The organism is Methylobacterium sp., from assembly GCF_019745455.1.
Taxonomy (GTDB): domain Bacteria; phylum Pseudomonadota; class Alphaproteobacteria; order Rhizobiales; family Beijerinckiaceae; genus Methylobacterium.
In genome coordinates this window covers 1-16,181 of sequence record NZ_JAIETD010000041.1, presented here as the reverse complement: position 1 = coordinate 16,181, position 16,181 = coordinate 1, and the positions used below count along the sequence as shown (strand labels likewise).

At 67.5% G+C, this 16,181-nt stretch carries 14 protein-coding genes; 10 read left to right on the top strand and 4 right to left on the bottom strand.

Annotated features, from left to right (window positions below; all coding sequences use genetic code 11):
* The first annotated feature begins 234 nt into the window (after positions 1 to 234).
* Positions 235 to 825, top strand: a complete 591-nt coding sequence (locus tag K2Y56_RS09565; protein WP_292507270.1) for a DUF2147 domain-containing protein — start codon at positions 235 to 237, stop codon at positions 823 to 825.
* 57 nt (positions 826 to 882) lie between these two features.
* Here the strand turns inward: K2Y56_RS09565 and K2Y56_RS09560 are convergent, their stop codons facing one another.
* On the bottom strand, positions 883 to 2,100 hold the full coding sequence (locus tag K2Y56_RS09560) for a serine hydrolase domain-containing protein (RefSeq protein WP_292507145.1): 1,218 nt from the start codon (positions 2,098 to 2,100) through the stop codon (positions 883 to 885).
* Between the two features lie 77 nt (positions 2,101 to 2,177).
* Complete coding sequence (locus K2Y56_RS09555; RefSeq protein WP_292507144.1) at positions 2,178 to 2,672, bottom strand: DUF427 domain-containing protein; 495 nt, start codon at positions 2,670 to 2,672, stop codon at positions 2,178 to 2,180.
* A gap of 120 nt (positions 2,673 to 2,792) precedes the next feature.
* On the opposite strand from K2Y56_RS09555, the gene otsB reads away from it, so the two are divergent.
* The 3 genes from otsB (at position 2,793) to K2Y56_RS09540 (ending at position 6,824) form a co-directional block, all read left to right on the top strand.
* Entirely contained in the window at positions 2,793 to 3,539 is a 747-nt protein-coding gene (gene otsB, locus K2Y56_RS09550) for a trehalose-phosphatase (RefSeq protein ID WP_292507143.1), read from the top strand.
* A gap of 49 nt (positions 3,540 to 3,588) precedes the next feature.
* Entirely contained in the window at positions 3,589 to 4,599 is a 1,011-nt protein-coding gene (locus K2Y56_RS09545; protein WP_292507142.1) for a glucokinase, read from the top strand.
* Positions 4,600 to 4,760: 161 nt separating this feature from the next.
* A complete protein-coding gene (locus K2Y56_RS09540; RefSeq protein WP_292507141.1) occupies positions 4,761 to 6,824 on the top strand; it encodes an EAL domain-containing protein in 2,064 nt (687 codons plus the stop codon).
* A gap of 7 nt (positions 6,825 to 6,831) precedes the next feature.
* On the opposite strand, the gene purD is transcribed toward K2Y56_RS09540, so the two are convergent.
* Positions 6,832 to 8,112 (bottom strand): phosphoribosylamine--glycine ligase, encoded by a 1,281-nt coding sequence (purD, locus tag K2Y56_RS09535; RefSeq protein WP_292507269.1) that lies wholly within the window; start codon positions 8,110 to 8,112, stop codon positions 6,832 to 6,834.
* A gap of 160 nt (positions 8,113 to 8,272) precedes the next feature.
* Between purD and K2Y56_RS09530 the strand changes: the two genes are divergently transcribed.
* The 6 genes from K2Y56_RS09530 (at position 8,273) to K2Y56_RS09505 (ending at position 14,204) form a co-directional block, all read left to right on the top strand.
* Complete coding sequence (locus K2Y56_RS09530) at positions 8,273 to 8,986, top strand: hypothetical protein (protein WP_292507140.1); 714 nt, start codon at positions 8,273 to 8,275, stop codon at positions 8,984 to 8,986.
* 359 nt (positions 8,987 to 9,345) lie between these two features.
* Positions 9,346 to 10,956, top strand: a complete 1,611-nt coding sequence (gene xseA / locus K2Y56_RS09525) for an exodeoxyribonuclease VII large subunit (RefSeq protein WP_292507139.1) — start codon at positions 9,346 to 9,348, stop codon at positions 10,954 to 10,956.
* A gap of 168 nt (positions 10,957 to 11,124) precedes the next feature.
* Positions 11,125 to 11,352, top strand: a complete 228-nt coding sequence (locus K2Y56_RS09520; RefSeq protein ID WP_292507138.1) for a DUF4170 domain-containing protein — start codon at positions 11,125 to 11,127, stop codon at positions 11,350 to 11,352.
* Between the two features lie 208 nt (positions 11,353 to 11,560).
* A complete protein-coding gene (locus K2Y56_RS09515) occupies positions 11,561 to 12,505 on the top strand; it encodes a ribose-phosphate pyrophosphokinase (RefSeq protein WP_292507137.1) in 945 nt (314 codons plus the stop codon).
* Positions 12,506 to 12,781: 276 nt separating this feature from the next.
* The gene (locus K2Y56_RS09510; protein WP_292507136.1) at positions 12,782 to 13,492 is read left to right on the top strand and encodes a cell cycle transcriptional regulator TrcR; all 711 of its coding nucleotides are present in this window, start codon (positions 12,782 to 12,784) and stop codon (positions 13,490 to 13,492) included.
* A 151-nt stretch (positions 13,493 to 13,643) separates the two neighbouring features.
* Entirely contained in the window at positions 13,644 to 14,204 is a 561-nt protein-coding gene (locus K2Y56_RS09505) for a hypothetical protein (protein WP_292507135.1), read from the top strand.
* Positions 14,205 to 14,231: 27 nt separating this feature from the next.
* Here K2Y56_RS09505 and K2Y56_RS09500 read toward each other — a convergent pair whose 3' ends face one another.
* A complete protein-coding gene (locus K2Y56_RS09500) occupies positions 14,232 to 16,028 on the bottom strand; it encodes a hybrid sensor histidine kinase/response regulator (protein ID WP_292507134.1) in 1,797 nt (598 codons plus the stop codon).
* Between the last annotated feature and the right edge of the window lie 153 nt (positions 16,029 to 16,181).

The window sequence follows — 16,181 nt, the reverse complement described above, 5'->3', positions numbered from 1 at the left end:
AGCGGCCAGCGACAAGGTCGGCTGCCGTACAGTACCGAGTAAGTCTCGTCCCGGTCATGATCCGGTCACCTTCGCATCGGAAGGTGAGGCGAACAGGCGGATGCCGGAGCGTGTTTCCGGCCGCGTGGCGGGCGCGTCGAGGCGAGCGCCCTGGGGAAAGAATGGATGACGAAGCGATCGACGATCGACCGGCCCTGGCGGTCTGCCGCCCTTCTGGCCGCCACGACGCTGGCGATGCTGCCTGGCGCCGCGCTGGCGGCTCCCGCCGATCCAAGCGGCACCTGGTTGACGGAGGACGGCCGTGCCCGCATCCGCGTCGAGAAATGCGGTCCGCAGGAGAAGAACGTCTGCGGCTACGTGGTCTGGCTCAAGGTGCCGCTGAACGACAAAGGCCAGCCGCGACTCGACTTCAAGAACCCCGATCCGAAGAAGCAGGCCCGTCCCTCCCTCGGTCACCAGCTCATCATGGGCCTGAAGCCGAACGCCGATTCGCGCTTCGAGGGGAAGATCTACAATTCCGAGGAAGGCAAGTACTACGACGTCACCATCTGGACCGAGCAGCCCACCGAACTCTCGATCCGCGGCTGCATGCTGGCGATCCTCTGCGGATCGCAGACCTGGACGCGGGTGAGCGACGTGGCACCTGGCCAGCTCACCGGCCCGACGAATGGTCCGGGCGGTCCGCGCCCCGACGCCGAATGGGCGCCGAAAGTCGCCCCCGCGGCAGCCGCCGCGCCTGCTGCGACGACCGGGACGGCCAAGCCCGCCGCCGCAGCCCCGAAGCCGGCGGCTCCGAAGCCTGCTGCCGCGCCGCCGGCCGAATGAGGGTTGACCAAGAGGATCGAGATGGCCTTCGGATCGTCCGGCGGCGCCTCTCGCTCCTCAGTCAATCAGCGCCGAGTAGCTCAGCACCCGCAGCTCCCGTCTGATCGGGAGAGCCGAGGACGGGATGAGCTGCGCGAGCATGACGACCGAGAGGTCCTCTGCCGGGTCGATCCAGAACGAGGTGCTGGCAAGACCACCCCAGGCCGCCTCGCCCGGCGTACCGACGATCTGGGCGCGGGCCGGGTCGAGCATGATCGAGAATCCGAGGCCGAAGCCGATGCCCGTATAGGACGACTCGGAGAAGCGCGGCTGACCCATCGCGGCAAGATCGCCTCCCAGGTGGTTCATCAGCATCAGGTCCACGGTCTTGCGCCCGAGGAGGCGCATGCCGTCGAGTTCGCCCCGACCGAGCAGGAACCGGCAGAACCGCAGGTAGTCCGAGGCCGTCGAGACGAGGCCGCCTCCGCCGGAGGCCAGGGGCGGTACTTTCGCAAACCGCGTCTCGACGCTGTCGTCGTAGAGTTTCAGGGTCCTGTCGCGGAACAGGCTGTAGGTGGCGGCAAGCCGCGACAGCTTGTCGGCCGGCACGTGAAAGTCGGTATCGACCATGCCGAGCGGTGCGATCACGCGCTCGCGCAGGACATCGCCGAAATCGCGATCCGATACCACGGCGACGAGGTGGCCGAGGACGTCCGTGGCGACCGAGTAGTTCCATTCCTTACCCGGCTGGGAAAGAAGCGGCTGGTTTGCGGCCCGCCGCACCACCTCGGCGAGGCTCGCCTCCTGGTTCTCGCCGAAATCGACGCCGTTCTGGCGGTAGAGGGCGTCGACGAGGGTCGCCTCCATGAAGCCGTAGGTCAGCCCGGACGTATGGGTGAGGAGGTCGCGGATCGTGATGGCGCGCGAGGCGGGCTCGGTGTCGTACCTGGCGCGGCTCCCGCCGGTGAGGACCCGCATGTCGGCGAATTCGGGAAGGAAGCGCGCGACCGGGTCGTCGAGCTGGAAGCGGCCCTCCTCGTAGAGCATCATCACCGCCACCGAGGTCAGCGGCTTGGTCATCGAGTAGATGCGCACGATGGTGTCGGCCGCGAACGGCTTCTTGCGCGCGACGTCCGCAAGTCCGTGGGCGCGGAAGAACGCCGTCTTGCCGCGCCGAGCGATACTCACCGAGAGGCCAGCGAGCCTGCCCGTATCGACGAGGCCAAGCATCCAGCCATCGATCCGTTCGAGCCGATCCGAGCAGAGGCCGACGGCCTGCGGGTCGATCTCGATCATGTGTCCGCTCTCATTTCCGCGATCCGCCAAAGCCCCGCTTTAGCGTTCCCATCACAGCTGACCAAGACGCCGCGACCTCACCATCCCATCGTCCCCGGCCCACCCTTGAAGGGCCCGCGAATGGAGGGCGTGATCCAGCCGCCGTAGAACCCGCCGGGCTGTGGCAGGACGGGAACGCCGCCCACGAAGCATCCATCCATCGGGCCGGCATAGAAGGCGATGTAGCCGGCGATCGCCAGGAAGCCCGGTGTCGGGTCAGGATAGGCCCAGGCGGCCCCCTCTATTCTGCGAGAACCGGTATCGAGGTCGAACAGCACGGCCCGTCCCTTCCACTCGCAGATCCCCGCCTTGCGCGGTGGCCCAAGGAGGTCCGCGGCAAGATCGGCGGGCGGGAAGTAGTAGGTCGGCGGATGGCTCGTCTCGAGCACGCGGAACCCCGCCATCGTGGCGGCGACGTCCCGCCCGTCGAGGACGACGCGCAGGCGCTGCGTCACGAGCTCCAATCGCGGAGGCCGAGGATAATTCCAGACGCTCTCCTCGCTAGGGCCGATGGGATCGGGTTCAGGGTGCATGGTCTCGTCCTCGGCGCCATGGCGGCACTGTCGGAGATAGCGCGACACCTCGTGGGTGAAACCGTTTGCCGTCGCCGCGGGGCATGCTAGCGCAGCTTGCGACAGACCGGAGCGCCGCCCTTGACCGAGTTCGCCCTGTTCCTCGATTTCGACGGCACCCTCGTCGAGATCGCGCCCAAGCCCGATCAGGTCCGCGTCGACCCTGCGTTGGTTCCGGCCTTGGCGCGACTGCGCGAGCGCCTCGGCGGGGCGCTCGCCATCGTCACCGGGCGGCCGATCACCGTCATCGACGGCTTCCTCTCACCACAACGTTTCGACGTCGCAGGCCTGCATGGCGTCGAGCGACGATTCGGCGGCACTGTCAGCGGCGGGCGTTCGGAGGATCATCCGGCCCTGCGCGCCCGCATCCCGGGCCTCCATGCAGTTGTGGAGCCTCTGGAAGCGGTCCTGATCGAGGACAAGGGTGCCTCGGTGGCCGTGCATTGGCGCCTCGCGACCCCCTCGGACGCTGCGCGCGCGCAGACGATCGTCGAGGAATTGGCCACCGACCTCGGTCCGGGATACCGGCTGCAGCTCGGAAAGGCCGTGGGCGAGATCGTCCCAGCCTCGGCGACGAAGGGAACCGCGATCCGTGCATTCTCAGCCCGGGAACCCTATGCTGGGCGCCGGGCGATCTTCCTCGGCGACGACCTGACCGACGAGCGTGCCTTCGCCACAGTGAACGAGGATGGCGGGGTGAGTGTCCGGATCGGCTCGGCCGACACCATCGCCACGCGACGCCTCGCCGACCCGGCGGCGGTGCGGAGTTTGCTCCTCGGCTGGGCCGATGGGGCGACGATCGATCCCGACGCGCTGCCGGCGGCCTGAATCACGAAGGCGGTCACTGCCACGCCAGGAGACCACGCCAGGAGAGCCCATGTTCGAATTCCCGGTCCTCGTCGGCGATATCGGTGGCACCAATGCCCGGTTCGGCATCGTCCCCGAGGCCGGCGCGCAGCCGCGACTTCTCGTCCATCTCGAGACCGCGGCGTATCCCGACCCCAGCGCGGCGATCCGCGCCGCGCTGTCCCGCGAGTCGGGGCCGCGCCCGCGATCGGCCATCCTGGCGGTGGCGGCGCGGGTCGACGGGCCGGAAGTCCGCCTCACCAATGCCTCCTGGGTCATCGCAGGCGAAAGGATCGGCGAGGATTTCGGGTTGTCGCGGGCGGTGGTGGTGAACGATTACGTCCCGGTCGCCGCCGGCGCGGCGAGCATCGCGCCGGATGCCCTCACGGTCATCGGGCCGCGTCTCGATACGGCAGCGGGAACGCGGCTCGTGCTCGGCCCCGGCACGGGGTTCGGCGCCGCGGCCCTGGTCCCCTATGCCGACCGCCTCGCCATCGTCTCGACGGAAGCAGGGCATACCGACCTCGGCCCCGCCGACGATGACGATCTCGCCGTCTGGCCGGCGCTGCAGCGCGTGGAGGGGCGTGTCACAGTCGAGACGCTGCTCTCGGGACCCGGTCTCGCGCGTCTTCATGCGGCCCTGCGCCAAGTCAGGACCGGCCGAAGCGAGGCACCCGCCGATCCCGCCCTCGTCACCGAACTGGGACTGAACGAAACCGACCCGGACGCCGTCGAGGCGCTGTCATTGTTCGCCAAGCTCCTCGGCCGGGTCTGTGGCGACCTTGCGCTGACCTTCCTCGCCACCGGCGGCGTCTACATCGGCGGCGGGATCGCGCCGCGGATCGTCCCAGTGCTGGAGCGAGGCGGCTTCCGCAAAGCCTTCGAAGCCAAGGCTCCGTTCGCTGGTCAGATGCGGGAGATCGCCACCAGCGTCATCGCGCTGAAGGATCCGGCACTGACGGGCCTCTCCGCCCTCGCGAGCCGCCCGGATGTCTTCGTCTATCATGGACAGATCTGGCAGCGCGGCCAGCCTGCACAATGAATTCAATAATACGTGCGGTTCGAGGCATCATTGGTCCTCTCGCAGGGGGAACAATTCATTACTCGGTCAGGGAAACCTCGCATCAAAATTCGGCAGTCAGCTTCACCATAGCGGATTTTTAACATAGTTGGGTCGAAGGTGGCTGCGCCCCGAGATCCAACATGCCACCCAGAACCTCCGACGATTCACCAAGCATTGCGGCCGACTGGTTCTGGGAAACCGGCGCGGATCTCCGGCTGACCTATGTGTCGCCGAAGGCCGAGGCTGCGCTGGGCTACCCTGCCGCAGAACTCCTCGGCCTCGCCTTCGGCGACATATCGGACACGCAAGCCTGGAGCGAGTACCGCCAGGCTTGCGCCGCCCGGCGGTCGTTTCGCGACGTCTTCGCGCCATGGAGCGAGGGCCTGGCCGGTACGCGCTGGATCCGGATCAGCGGCGAGCCGCGCCTGGCGGACGATGGAACATGGCTCGGCTTCCGCGGTGTCGGCATCGCGGTCGAGCCCAATGCGGCCGCGAACCGAGCGCGAAGCGCACAGGCACGGCTGATCGAGCAGAACCGTCTCTTCGACGCCGCGCTCGAGAACATGAGCCAGGGCCTGTGCATGTTCGACCACGAGCAGCGGCTGATGGTCTTCAACAGCCGCTATTGCGAGATCTTCGGGATTCCGGCGGCTGCCCTGCGGGTCGGGATGACGCAGGTCGAGCTCATCGAGCAATTGTTCGCTCGCAATACCTACGCCCTTGAGGAGACCGTCGAGCGGTTGCAGGCGAATGCGCAGACGTCCATCCAGTCCGGCGGAACGATCGCCGCCCAGCGCGTCCTCGCCGACGGCCGAACCGTGTCGGTGCTGCATCGGCCCATGACGGGTGGCGGCTGGGTCGCGACCTTCGAGGATGTCACCGAGCGCAGGAAGAGCGAGGAGCGGATCGCCCACCTTGCTCGCTATGACGCCCTGACCGACCTTGCCAACCGGAGCGCGCTTTATGAGACCACGTGCCGCCTCGCCGACGGAGTGAGGCATCAGGGCGGCGTGATGGCGGTGTTCGCGTTGAGCCTCAGACGCTTCAAACTCGTCAACGACGGTCTCGGCGCACCCATCGGAGACCTCCTGCTTCGGAGCGTTGCCCATCGGCTGCGTTCGATGACCACCGGCATCGATACGGTCGCGCGGGTCGGGGGCGACGAGTTCGCGGTCATCCAGCTCTTCCCCAGCGAAGCCGAGGCGTTGGCCTTCGCTCCGAGCCTGATCTCCAGCCTCCAGATGCCGTTCGTCGTCGCGGACGAGACCGTCACGATCGGCGTGAGCGTCGGCATTGCCTTGTGGGACCAGCGCGATGGCGCGATCGATCATGTCCTCAAGAATGCCGGACTGGCCATGGACAGCGCCAAAGCGGATGGCGTCGGCAGCCTGCGCCTGTTCGAGCAGGAGATGGATGCGAGCGCGCGCGAGCGCAGCACCATGGAACGCGACATCGACGCAGCGTTCAGCCTCGGCCAGTTCGAGGTCCATTATCAGCCGATCCTCGAGATCGAGAGCCGAAGCATCATCGGGCTCGAAGCCCTGGTACGCTGGCGTCACCCGATCAGAGGCCTTGTCAGTCCAGGAGCGTTCATCCCAGTCCTCGAGGAGAGCGGCCTCATCGTCCCGCTCGGCCAGTGGGTGCTCGATCAGGCCTGCCATGACGCAGCGGGATGGCCGGGGGAGGCGAACATCGCCGTCAACGTCTCGGCCGTTCAGCTGCGCCACGCCGACTTCGCATCGGCGGTGATGGCGTCACTCGCCGCCAGCGGCCTCCCGCCCCATCGGCTCGAACTCGAGATCACCGAAAGCGTGCTCCTCGACGAGGGCGACACCAGCCACGAGACACTTCATCGCCTGCAGCGCGCCGGAATCCGGATCTCGATGGACGATTTCGGCACCGGCTATTCCAGCATCAGCTACCTGCGCCGGTTCCCCTTCGACAAGATCAAGATCGATCAGTCCTTCGTACGGGACGCACCCCGCAAGGCGGACGCTCTCGCCATCGTCCGCGCCATCGTCGGGCTCGGTCAGAGCCTCGGGATCCGCACCCTCGCTGAAGGCATCGAGACCGAGGAGCAACTCGCCGTGATCCGGGCCGAAGGCTGCAGCGAGATGCAAGGCTTCCTGTTCAGCGCGGCTCGGCCGGCCGCCGAGATCGCCGCGATGCTCGGAACGCAGGAGCCCCTGACGAAGGCGGCGTGACCGTCCGTCAGATTCCGTCGCCCGCGACTTCGCGGGCGACGGCGCGGTAGCCGATGTCGCGACGGCAGAACCCCTCCGGCCAGTCGATCCTGCTGATGGCGGCATAGGCCCGTGCTTGCGCCTCCAGGATGCTCGCCCCGAGCGCAGTGACGGCGAGCACGCGACCGCCATCGGCGAGAAGCCGGCCGTTCTCGGCTCGGGTTCCGGCCAGGAACACGATGACCTCGTCATCGATCACGTTGTCGAGGCCGCGGATCTCGGAGCCGCGCACCACCGTGCCGGGATACCCGGCCGCCGCCATCACCACGGTGAGGGCCGCGCGATGGGGATCGAAGCCGACCTCGACGCCCGAGACATCGCCGTCGCAGGCGGCGACGAGCGCCGGCACGAGATCGCTCGTCAGCCGCGGCATCAGCACCTGCGCCTCGGGATCGCCGAAGCGCGTGTTGTACTCGATGAGCTTCGGACCGTCGGCAGTGAGCATCAGGCCGGCATAGAGGATGCCGGTGAAGGGGTTGCCGCGCTCGCGCATGCCCTGAAGCGTCGGCGCGATGATCGTCTCCATCACCGTGCGCTCGATCTCCGGCGTCAGGACGGTGGCGGGCGAATAGGCGCCCATGCCGCCCGTATTGGGACCGCGGTCACCGTCGAAGACCCGCTTATGGTCCTGCGCCGTCCCGATCGGAACGGCCCTGGTACCGTCGCAAAGGGCAAAGAAACTCGCCTCCTCGCCGAACAGGCATTCCTCGACGACGATCTCGGCGCCGGGCTCGCTCAGCATCGTCCGAACCGCAGCCTCGGCCTCGCGCAGCGTGTCGGCGACGACGACGCCCTTGCCGGCGGCGAGCCCGTCGGCCTTGACCACGATCGGGACGCCGCGTTCGCGCAGATAGGCAAGGGCCGGCTCGACCTCGCGGAACCGCGCGAAGGCAGCGGTCGGAATGCCGTATTCGGCGCAGAGGTCCTTGGTGAAGCCCTTCGAGCCTTCGAGTTGCGCAGCGGCCCGCGTCGGTCCGAAGGCGCGGATCCCGGCGGCCCGGAGATCGTCCACGAGTCCCGCCACCAGCGGCACCTCGGGGCCGATCACCACGAGGCCAACACCCTCCTGGCGGCAGAAGGCCGTGACGGCGGCATGGTCGGCGACGTCGAGATCCGGCCTGTTCCGTCCGAACGCTGCCGTCCCGGGGTTGCCCGGCGCCGTGAACAGGCACCTGCAGTAAGGGCTCCCGGCGAGGGCGTAGGCGAGGGCGTGCTCTCGCCCGCCGGAGCCGATGAGGAGGATGGCCATGGACGAAAGGGTGGTGGGCGAAGGGCTCATGGGCTTGAGGGTTTTGCCCAAAAGCCGGCGGATGGAAAGGCCGTTATCCGTGGAACGGTCCGTACTCGGTCACGATTTCCCAAGGGGTCGCCAGACCCAGAACTCCGGCAGCATCGATCGTCAGGCTCCCATGCAGGATGAAGAACCGGGCGAGCCCGGCGCGCAACGCCGACGCATCGACAGTGCGACCTCAAGCAGCCTCGTTCAGACGATCGCGATCGTCGCGGCCGGCGCCTGGGCAGTCTACACCTTCGTCTACGAGGCGAGGATCAAGCCGAGCCTCGCCCCGCCGGCCGTCTCTGTTACGACGAACCTCACCAAGGCCGGCGAAAAGGACGACAAAATCGCGATCCGCTCCACCGTCACACGGACCAATGTCGGCCAAACCGGCGTGCGCGTGCTCGGACTCACCTACAACGTCGTCGGCATCCGAGCGCGTTTCGAGCCGAAGCGGCCCGACGCCCTGGCGACGCATCTCGCGCAGCGCAGTGTAGTCGACGAAGCCCGCGACTACGTCCTGTCCGATCCCGGCGAAGTCATCCTGCGCCAGGGTGTCCTCTTCGCAGGCGCCGCCGATGGTCCGGCCCCGGCCTCCGACCTAAACCCCGGTGAGGCCGTCTCCCGAGACCTCATCGTCTATGCGGATCGCTCGAAGTTCGATTCGATACGCTTCAAGGTCGGGCTCGCCTACGGCAAGATCGACGAGACCCCCGTACCTCTTCGGTTCGCCAGCGATCAGGGCGACGAGATCGCGGTGGTCCCGAAGGCCGACTGCGCCACAGATGCGGCCGTATGCCAGCGGCTGAAAACGACGGATTTTGCCACCGAGTTCTCGCTCTGGTGATCCGCCGAGCCGGTCCTCTGGAAATTTCGCTCGGCTTCGAATGTGGGCCGGGAACGATGACGGCAGGATGCGAGTTTCTCTGCGTCATGCCAGGATGTCGCAGTCCACTCCCGAACTCGACGGTGCCGCGAAAAGGCGGCGGGTTCAGGCTGTCGCACTGCTTGATCGATTGGACGCCCCCGCCACGGGCGGCCAATGACAACCGCTGGATGACCACGAGGGTGGTCTGGCCCTGGGCCGTGGCCATCGGTTTCGCGCCCATCGTGTCGGCGGCCGTGATCCTGGCGCTCTCGTTCTGAGGCTCGAACGCCGGAGCTTCCCCTTTACGCAGGCCACCCGCCGGCCCTAGCGTCCGTGCCATGTCACCCGTCCCGTCTCCAGCATCCCTTCAGGCCTCCCAGGCCCAGACCAATACCCCCGAATGGTCGGTGGGAGACCTTGCCTCCGCTCTGAAGCGCACGCTCGAGGGCGCGTTCGGGTTCGTGCGCCTGCGCGGCGAGATTTCGGGCTATCGCGGCCAGCACGGCTCCGGTCACGCCTATTTCTCCCTGAAGGACGGCAACGCGCGGATCGATGCCGTGGTCTGGAAGGGGACCTTCAACCGCCTGCGGCAGAAGCCGAAGGAGGGTCTGGAGGTCGTCGCTACGGGCAAGATCACGACCTTCGCCGGCAAGTCCTCCTACCAGATCGTCGTCGAGACCCTGGAGCCGGCCGGCATCGGCGCCTGGATGGCGCTGCTCGACGAGCGCAAGCGGATGCTGGCGGCGGAAGGGCTTTTCGCACCGGAGCGCAAGCGGGCGATTCCCTACCTGCCGGGCGTCGTCGGGGTCGTGACCTCCCCCACAGGTGCGGTCATCCGCGACATCCTGCATCGTCTCGCAGACCGATTCCCGCGGCCGGTCCTGGTCTGGCCGGTGCGGGTGCAGGGGGAGGGGGCAGCCGAGGAGATCGCCGCGGCCATCCGGGGCTTCGACGCGATCGAAAGAGGCGGGCGGATCCCGCGGCCCGACGTGCTCATCGTCGCCCGCGGCGGCGGCTCGATCGAGGACCTCTGGGCCTTCAACGAAGAGGCGGTCGTGCGGGCCGCTTCCGACTGCACCATCCCGTTGATCTCGGCTGTGGGCCACGAGACTGACACGACGCTGATCGACTTCGTCTCCGACCGCCGCGCGCCGACTCCCACGGGAGCAGCGGAGATGGCGGTTCCGGTTCGCGCAGACCTCGTCGCAGAAATCCGCGACCTCGGCACCCGCCAGAACGAGTCGATCGAGCGGCGGCTCGCGCGCGAGGCACGCGAGCTGCGCGCCCTCGTCAGAGCCCTACCAGGGCCGGAAGCGGTGCTCGGTGCCAAGCGCCAGCGGCTGGATCTCGCCGAGGCCCGGCTGATGCCGGCGCTCGCCGGCAATGCCCGCGGCCATCGCGCCCGCTTCGCTCGGCTCATCGAGCGGATCGGGCGCCATCCGCCGGCCCTGGCCCTGGCCCTGGCGCGCGGACGACTGAGGCTCGTCGCCGACAAGCCCCGCGACGCCCTGCGCTATTCCACCTACCGCAAGCGCGAGGCCCTGTCGCATTTCGGCGGACGGCTCGTTCTGGCCCGCGAGACGCATCTCGGCCGAGCGCGGGCCGGGCTCGTGCACGACGGCGACCGCCTGGAGGCCTTGGGTGGTCGCCTGAACGCCGCGGCCACGCGTCTCGGCGAGCGTCGCCGCGACCGACTGGGGGCCCTTGGAGGGCTTCTCGGCTCCCTGAGCTACCGGGCCGTGCTCGCACGCGGCTTCGCCCTGGTGCGCGATGCGACCGGCGACCCGGTGCGGCAGGCCGGCGGCCTCGGACCGGCGCAGAGCTTCACCCTGGAATTCGCCGACGGCACCGTCGGGGCCGTCACGGAGGGTCGGGCGGGCGAAACGCCAGCGCGCAGCCGGACGAAGCGGCAGCTCAAGCCCGTGGCGCCCCAGGGTTCGCTTTTCTGATTTCCCCTCAGCCCCTGGCGCGGACCATGCTTTCCGAGCGGGTGGTTGACGGAAAGAGAGCAGCCGGCGCATGGGACCACCGCTGCCGCCACGCTCACGCTCGGTACGGCGGACGTGCTCTAAGGGCGCGACCGCTCGCGGGCGGCCGACAGCCACGAAGGAGAGGCGATGACCACCACGATCGATAGCGGCCAGAAATTGCATCTCGTCTTCGGCGGCGAGCTGGAAGATCTCGACGGGGTCGACTTCAAGGACCCGAAGAACCTCGACATCGTCGGCATCTTTTCCGACTATGCCTCGGCACAGGCGGCCTGGAAGGCCAAGGCGCAGGCGACGGTCGACAGTGCACAGACGCGCTACGTCATCGTGCATCTTCATCGCCTGCTGGCGCCTTGACCTGTGGGCAACACCCATTCCACTTCGGTCAATGCCCTTCGTGAAGGCATTGTGACGCCCCCTGGCCGCTGATATGAGCGCGGGCGTCGCCGGACAGGGTGACGGGCCGCGTCGGTCGGCCCGCAAACCGGTTCGAGCAACGGATCTGGTGGACCGTCGGGCGCCGTCCACGCCCGCCGGGGTGAGGACACTGGTAGGAAGCCCCGGCATGAAATCCTCGATCAAGATCATCGCCGGGAATGCGAGCCGCCCGCTCGCCGAGGCGATCGCCGCCTATCTCGAGATCCCGCTTGCCAAGTGCATGGTCCGGCGCTTCGCCGACATGGAGATCTTCGTCGAGCTGCAGGAAAACGTGCGCGGCGAGGACGTGTTCATCGTCCAATCCACCTCCTACCCCGCCAACGATCACCTGATGGAACTGCTCATCATGATCGATGCAGCCAGGCGCTCCTCGGCCCGGCGCATCACGGCCGTGATCCCATATTTCGGTTACGCCCGGCAGGATCGGCGCACCTCGGGCCGTACCCCGATCTCGGCCAAGCTCGTCGCCAACCTCATCACGGAGGCCGGCGCCGACAGGGTGATGACCCTCGACCTCCATGCCGGACAGATCCAGGGCTTCTTCGACATCCCCACCGACAACCTCTTCGCCGCCCCCGTGATGGTGCGCGACATCAAGGAGCGGCTCGACCCGACAGCCTGGATGGTGGTCTCGCCCGATGTCGGCGGCGTGGTCCGCGCCCGCGCCATCGCCAAGCGCATCGACGCGACGCTCGCCATCGTCGACAAGCGCCGGGAACGCCCCGGCGAGTCCGAGGTGATGAACATCATCGGCGAGGTCGAGGGCCGCTCCTGCATCCTCGTCGACGACATCGTGGATTCCGGCGGCACCCTGGTGAATGCGGCCGAGGCGCTCCTGAATGCCGGTGCCAAGGATGTCTCCGCCTACATTACCCATGGGGTTCTCTCCGGCGGCGCGGTCTCGCGGATCGCGGCCTCGCGGATGAAGGAACTCGTCATCACCGACTCGATCCAGCCGACGCAGGCCGTGAAGCTCGCCCGCAACATCCGCGTGGTGGCGATCGCGCCGCTGCTCGGCGAGGCGATCGGCCGGACGGCGACGGAATCGAGCGTGTCGAGTCTGTTCGCCTGACCACCACGTCTTCGGGGCGAGCCGCTCCGATCGCCCCGACACGCCGACCCGAGACCGGGCGAAGGCTCTGACGCTACGGAACCGGCCCCGTTTGTTGGTTCAAGTCGAAGTCAGCAGGACGAAACGGAATTGCATCGGGCCCGTGCCAGCCTGTATAGGGGCGCTTCCCTATTGCAGCGTTGAGACGGGATGCTGCCGGCCAGGATGGCCGGAGCGAACGCCGCCCTGTTTCACGGCGCGAGCGCCCGTCCGCGCGAACCTCGTTGGAGTTGCCCGATGTCCCAGGGTCCGCTGATGCCCAAGGCGACCGCCGTCTGGCTGGTCGAGAACACGTCGCTCGCCTTCGAGCAGATCGCCGATTTCTGCAAGCTGCACCCGCTTGAAGTGAAGGGCATCGCCGACGGCGAGGTCGCGGCGGGTATCAAGGGCCTCGATCCGATCACCACCGGCCAGCTCACCCGCGACGAGATCGAGAAGGCGCAGAAGAGCCCGGACTACAAGCTCAAGGTCGCGGTCTCCAAGGTGAAGCTGCCTGAGGTCAAGCGCACCACCAAGGGCCCGCGCTACACGCCGCTCTCGCGCCGCCAGGATCGGCCGAACGCCATCCTCTGGCTGCTGCGCAACCATCCCGAACTCAAGGATGCGCAGATCATCCGGCTCGTCGGCACCACCAAGTCGACGATCCAGCAGATCCGGGATCGCACCCATTGGAATTCCAGCGCGCTCCAGCCGATGGACCCGGTGACGCTCGGCCTCTGCACGCAGATCGACCTCGACTTCGAGGTGCAGCGCGCGGCCAAGGACCGTCCGGCCACCATGCCGGCGGATGTGGGCGCCAGCCTCCTGCCTACCGAGATCTCGACGGCGCCGGAGCCTGAGGACGAGGGCGACCATCATCGCAACGAACGCGACGAGCGGCTCAACGCGGATTCGGTCTTTGCCAAGCTCAAGGGCATGCGCAACGCTCAGGACGAAGACGAGGACTGATCAAGGTTGGAACGCGGACCGTCTGGAGGCCTGGCTATTGCCCTCCAGACGGTTCTGGCTACGCCATTTCCGAGCTGGGCTCGCCAAGTCTCGAAAATTGTCTGATACTGGCCCGCCGCACAGGGCGCGGGGACCGTATCAGGAGCGCCCCATGGACTCTCCGGGACAGGACATCGACGCAGGCGCGGTTCTCGATCCGGGCACTCGGACCGGTTCGGCAGCCCTTCAGGGGTATGGCCTCGACGGACCCGGAGATCGATCGGTCGTCGGCGAGCCGGTCACCCTCGCCGAATCCCTGATGTCGGATGCCGGCTGGAGCGCCGCGAATTTCGGCGATGGCGGTTCCAACCCGCCTTACCTGCGCATCGGCGGCAAGCTCTGGGTGACGCTGACCGAGTACGAGCCATGCTTCTCGTCTTTCCATCGCGACCGGATGCTGTTCCGCTCCAAGGTCTCGATGACCGAACATCTGGCCCAGTACGGCGAGATCATGATCGACCCCCTGGCCTTCGAGGATTGCTACGGCCCCGGAGAGGGCACGGATGCGGCCTTCCCGTTCGGCGCCTGGCTCGAGATCCGGGAGGTCGGCTTCACCGGCCTCAGCCTGTGGGGCCGACGCCACGGTCCCGTCTTGCTGCCGCTCGAGCCCCTGGCCGTGGCGGCTGCGGTCTGGCTGCGCCGCGCTGGGGTCAAGCCGGCGGTTCTGCTCTGAGCGCCTCGGCGGGCGCGGGATCGACGATCATGCAGCCATGCGCGAAGATGGCGCTGGCTTTCCCGTTGGGAGGACGAGCCTGATCGTCGTCCCTTCTCCCTCGCGGCTGGCGATGGTCGCCTCACCCTCGCAGGTCCTGACGAAACGAAGGACCTGGTTCAAGCCGAGCCCCGTGCCTTTTCCGACCTCCTTCGTGGTGAAGAACGCATCGAAGGCCTGAGCCGCGACTTCGGGCGGCATGCCCGGCCCGGTATCCGTGACGTCGATGACGATCCTCGGCTCGTTTCCGCTCGCTTCGGCGGCGCTCACGCGCGTGGCGATCGTGAGCGAGCCGCCCTTCGGCATCGCGTCGCGGGCATTGACCGCGAGGTTGAGCAGGGCGTTCTCCAACTGGTTGGTGTCGACGAGCAGGGATGGCAGATCCGGCGCGAGATCGAGGGTCAGCGTGATCTGACCGCCCAAGGTGGTGCGCAGCAGTCTCGCGAAGGTCTGGATCAGCCGGTTCACGTCGGTTGTGATCGCAGACGGAGCCTGCTGCCTCGCGAAGGCAAGCAGCATGTGGGTCGTCTCGGCTGCTCTCTCGGCCCCGGAAATCGCGTCGCGCACGCGGCCCAGCAGTTTGGGGTCGTTGTGGAGCTGCCGCTCGATCCATTCGAGATTGGCCATCACGACGTTCAGGAGGTTGTTGAAGTCGTGGGCGATCCCGCCGGTGAGCTGGCCGATCGCCTCCATCTTCTGCGATTGGCGCAGCTGCGCCTCTGCGGCCTCGCGGGCGCGCACGGCCTCCTCGCGCGCGAGATGCGCCTCCGCCTGGACGATGTTGGCGCGGGACTGGCGGCCCAGGGTCCATAGGATCAGGAGGATCGCGATGATGCACAGGGCCGTGGCGCCGACGCCGAAGAAGGCCTCCCGGGTCCAGTCCTTGAGCACCTCGTCACGGGTGCGAGTGACGTTGATCACCATGGGATAGCCGGTGATGGCGCGGGTCGCGACGAGGCGAGCGGCGCCGTCGATGGCATCCGAAATCTCGTAGTAGCCGCCCTGCTGCGCCATGATTTCGGGCGCGAAGGCCTCGATCTTGAACTGCCGTCCGCCTCCGGCGATCGCCGGCTCGCGGGTCAGCAGGGTTCCATCCTGGCGCCACAGGCTGATGGCGGATTGGCCGCCGAGCTTGAGCGAGCGGTAGAAGCTGTCGAAATAGTTCAGATCGATCGCGCCCATCACCAGCCCGAGGAAGCGCCCATCCGCTCCGACGAGGCGCCGCGACAGATAGATGGTCCAGGTTCCGGTCCCCCGGTTCTGAACCGGCTCGGTCACGAACGGCTCGATCACCGCGTTGTCACGCAGCCGCGCGAAGTAGTCCCGGTCCGACAGGTCGATGTCAGGGATAGGGAAGTAGCGCGAGAAGTTGAGGAGGCGCCCATCGGCTCCGACGACGGTCACGGCGTCGAGCTGGGGGATGCCGGCGGTCTTGGCCTTGAGGCTGTCGTGGGTCTGTCGGCCGGTCGCAAGAACCAAGAAGCTCTCGCTCGTCAGGGGCTCATCGCCCGTGAAGGACTCGATGACGTTGCGCAGAACGAGGTCGACGCTCTGCATCGCCCGCGCCGTCTCCTCTGCGAGGACGGTGTTCAGTGTGAGCAGTTCCCGGCGGGTCTCGAGAAGCTGCTTCGCCCGCATCTCCGTGATGACGAACGTCGCGCCCCCGATGAGGCAGAGGGTCACGAGGACCCCGACCACGACCAGCCTACGCGAGAGGAGACGGCTCGCCTGCCGCAGGTTTGCGATCGAGGAAACGCCGTCCCTCGCCGCCGGCTCATCTCGCATCTCCGGCATCCTCCACTGGTCCGCTCATCGCTTCGGGATCACGGCAACCCATATCCGGATGAACCGAAGAAAGGCGAAATCAGAAACGAGAAATCCGGATAATCTGAGTGACCGTTCGAAGAGAGTAAATAGGTGACCGCGATGGCATTGGAA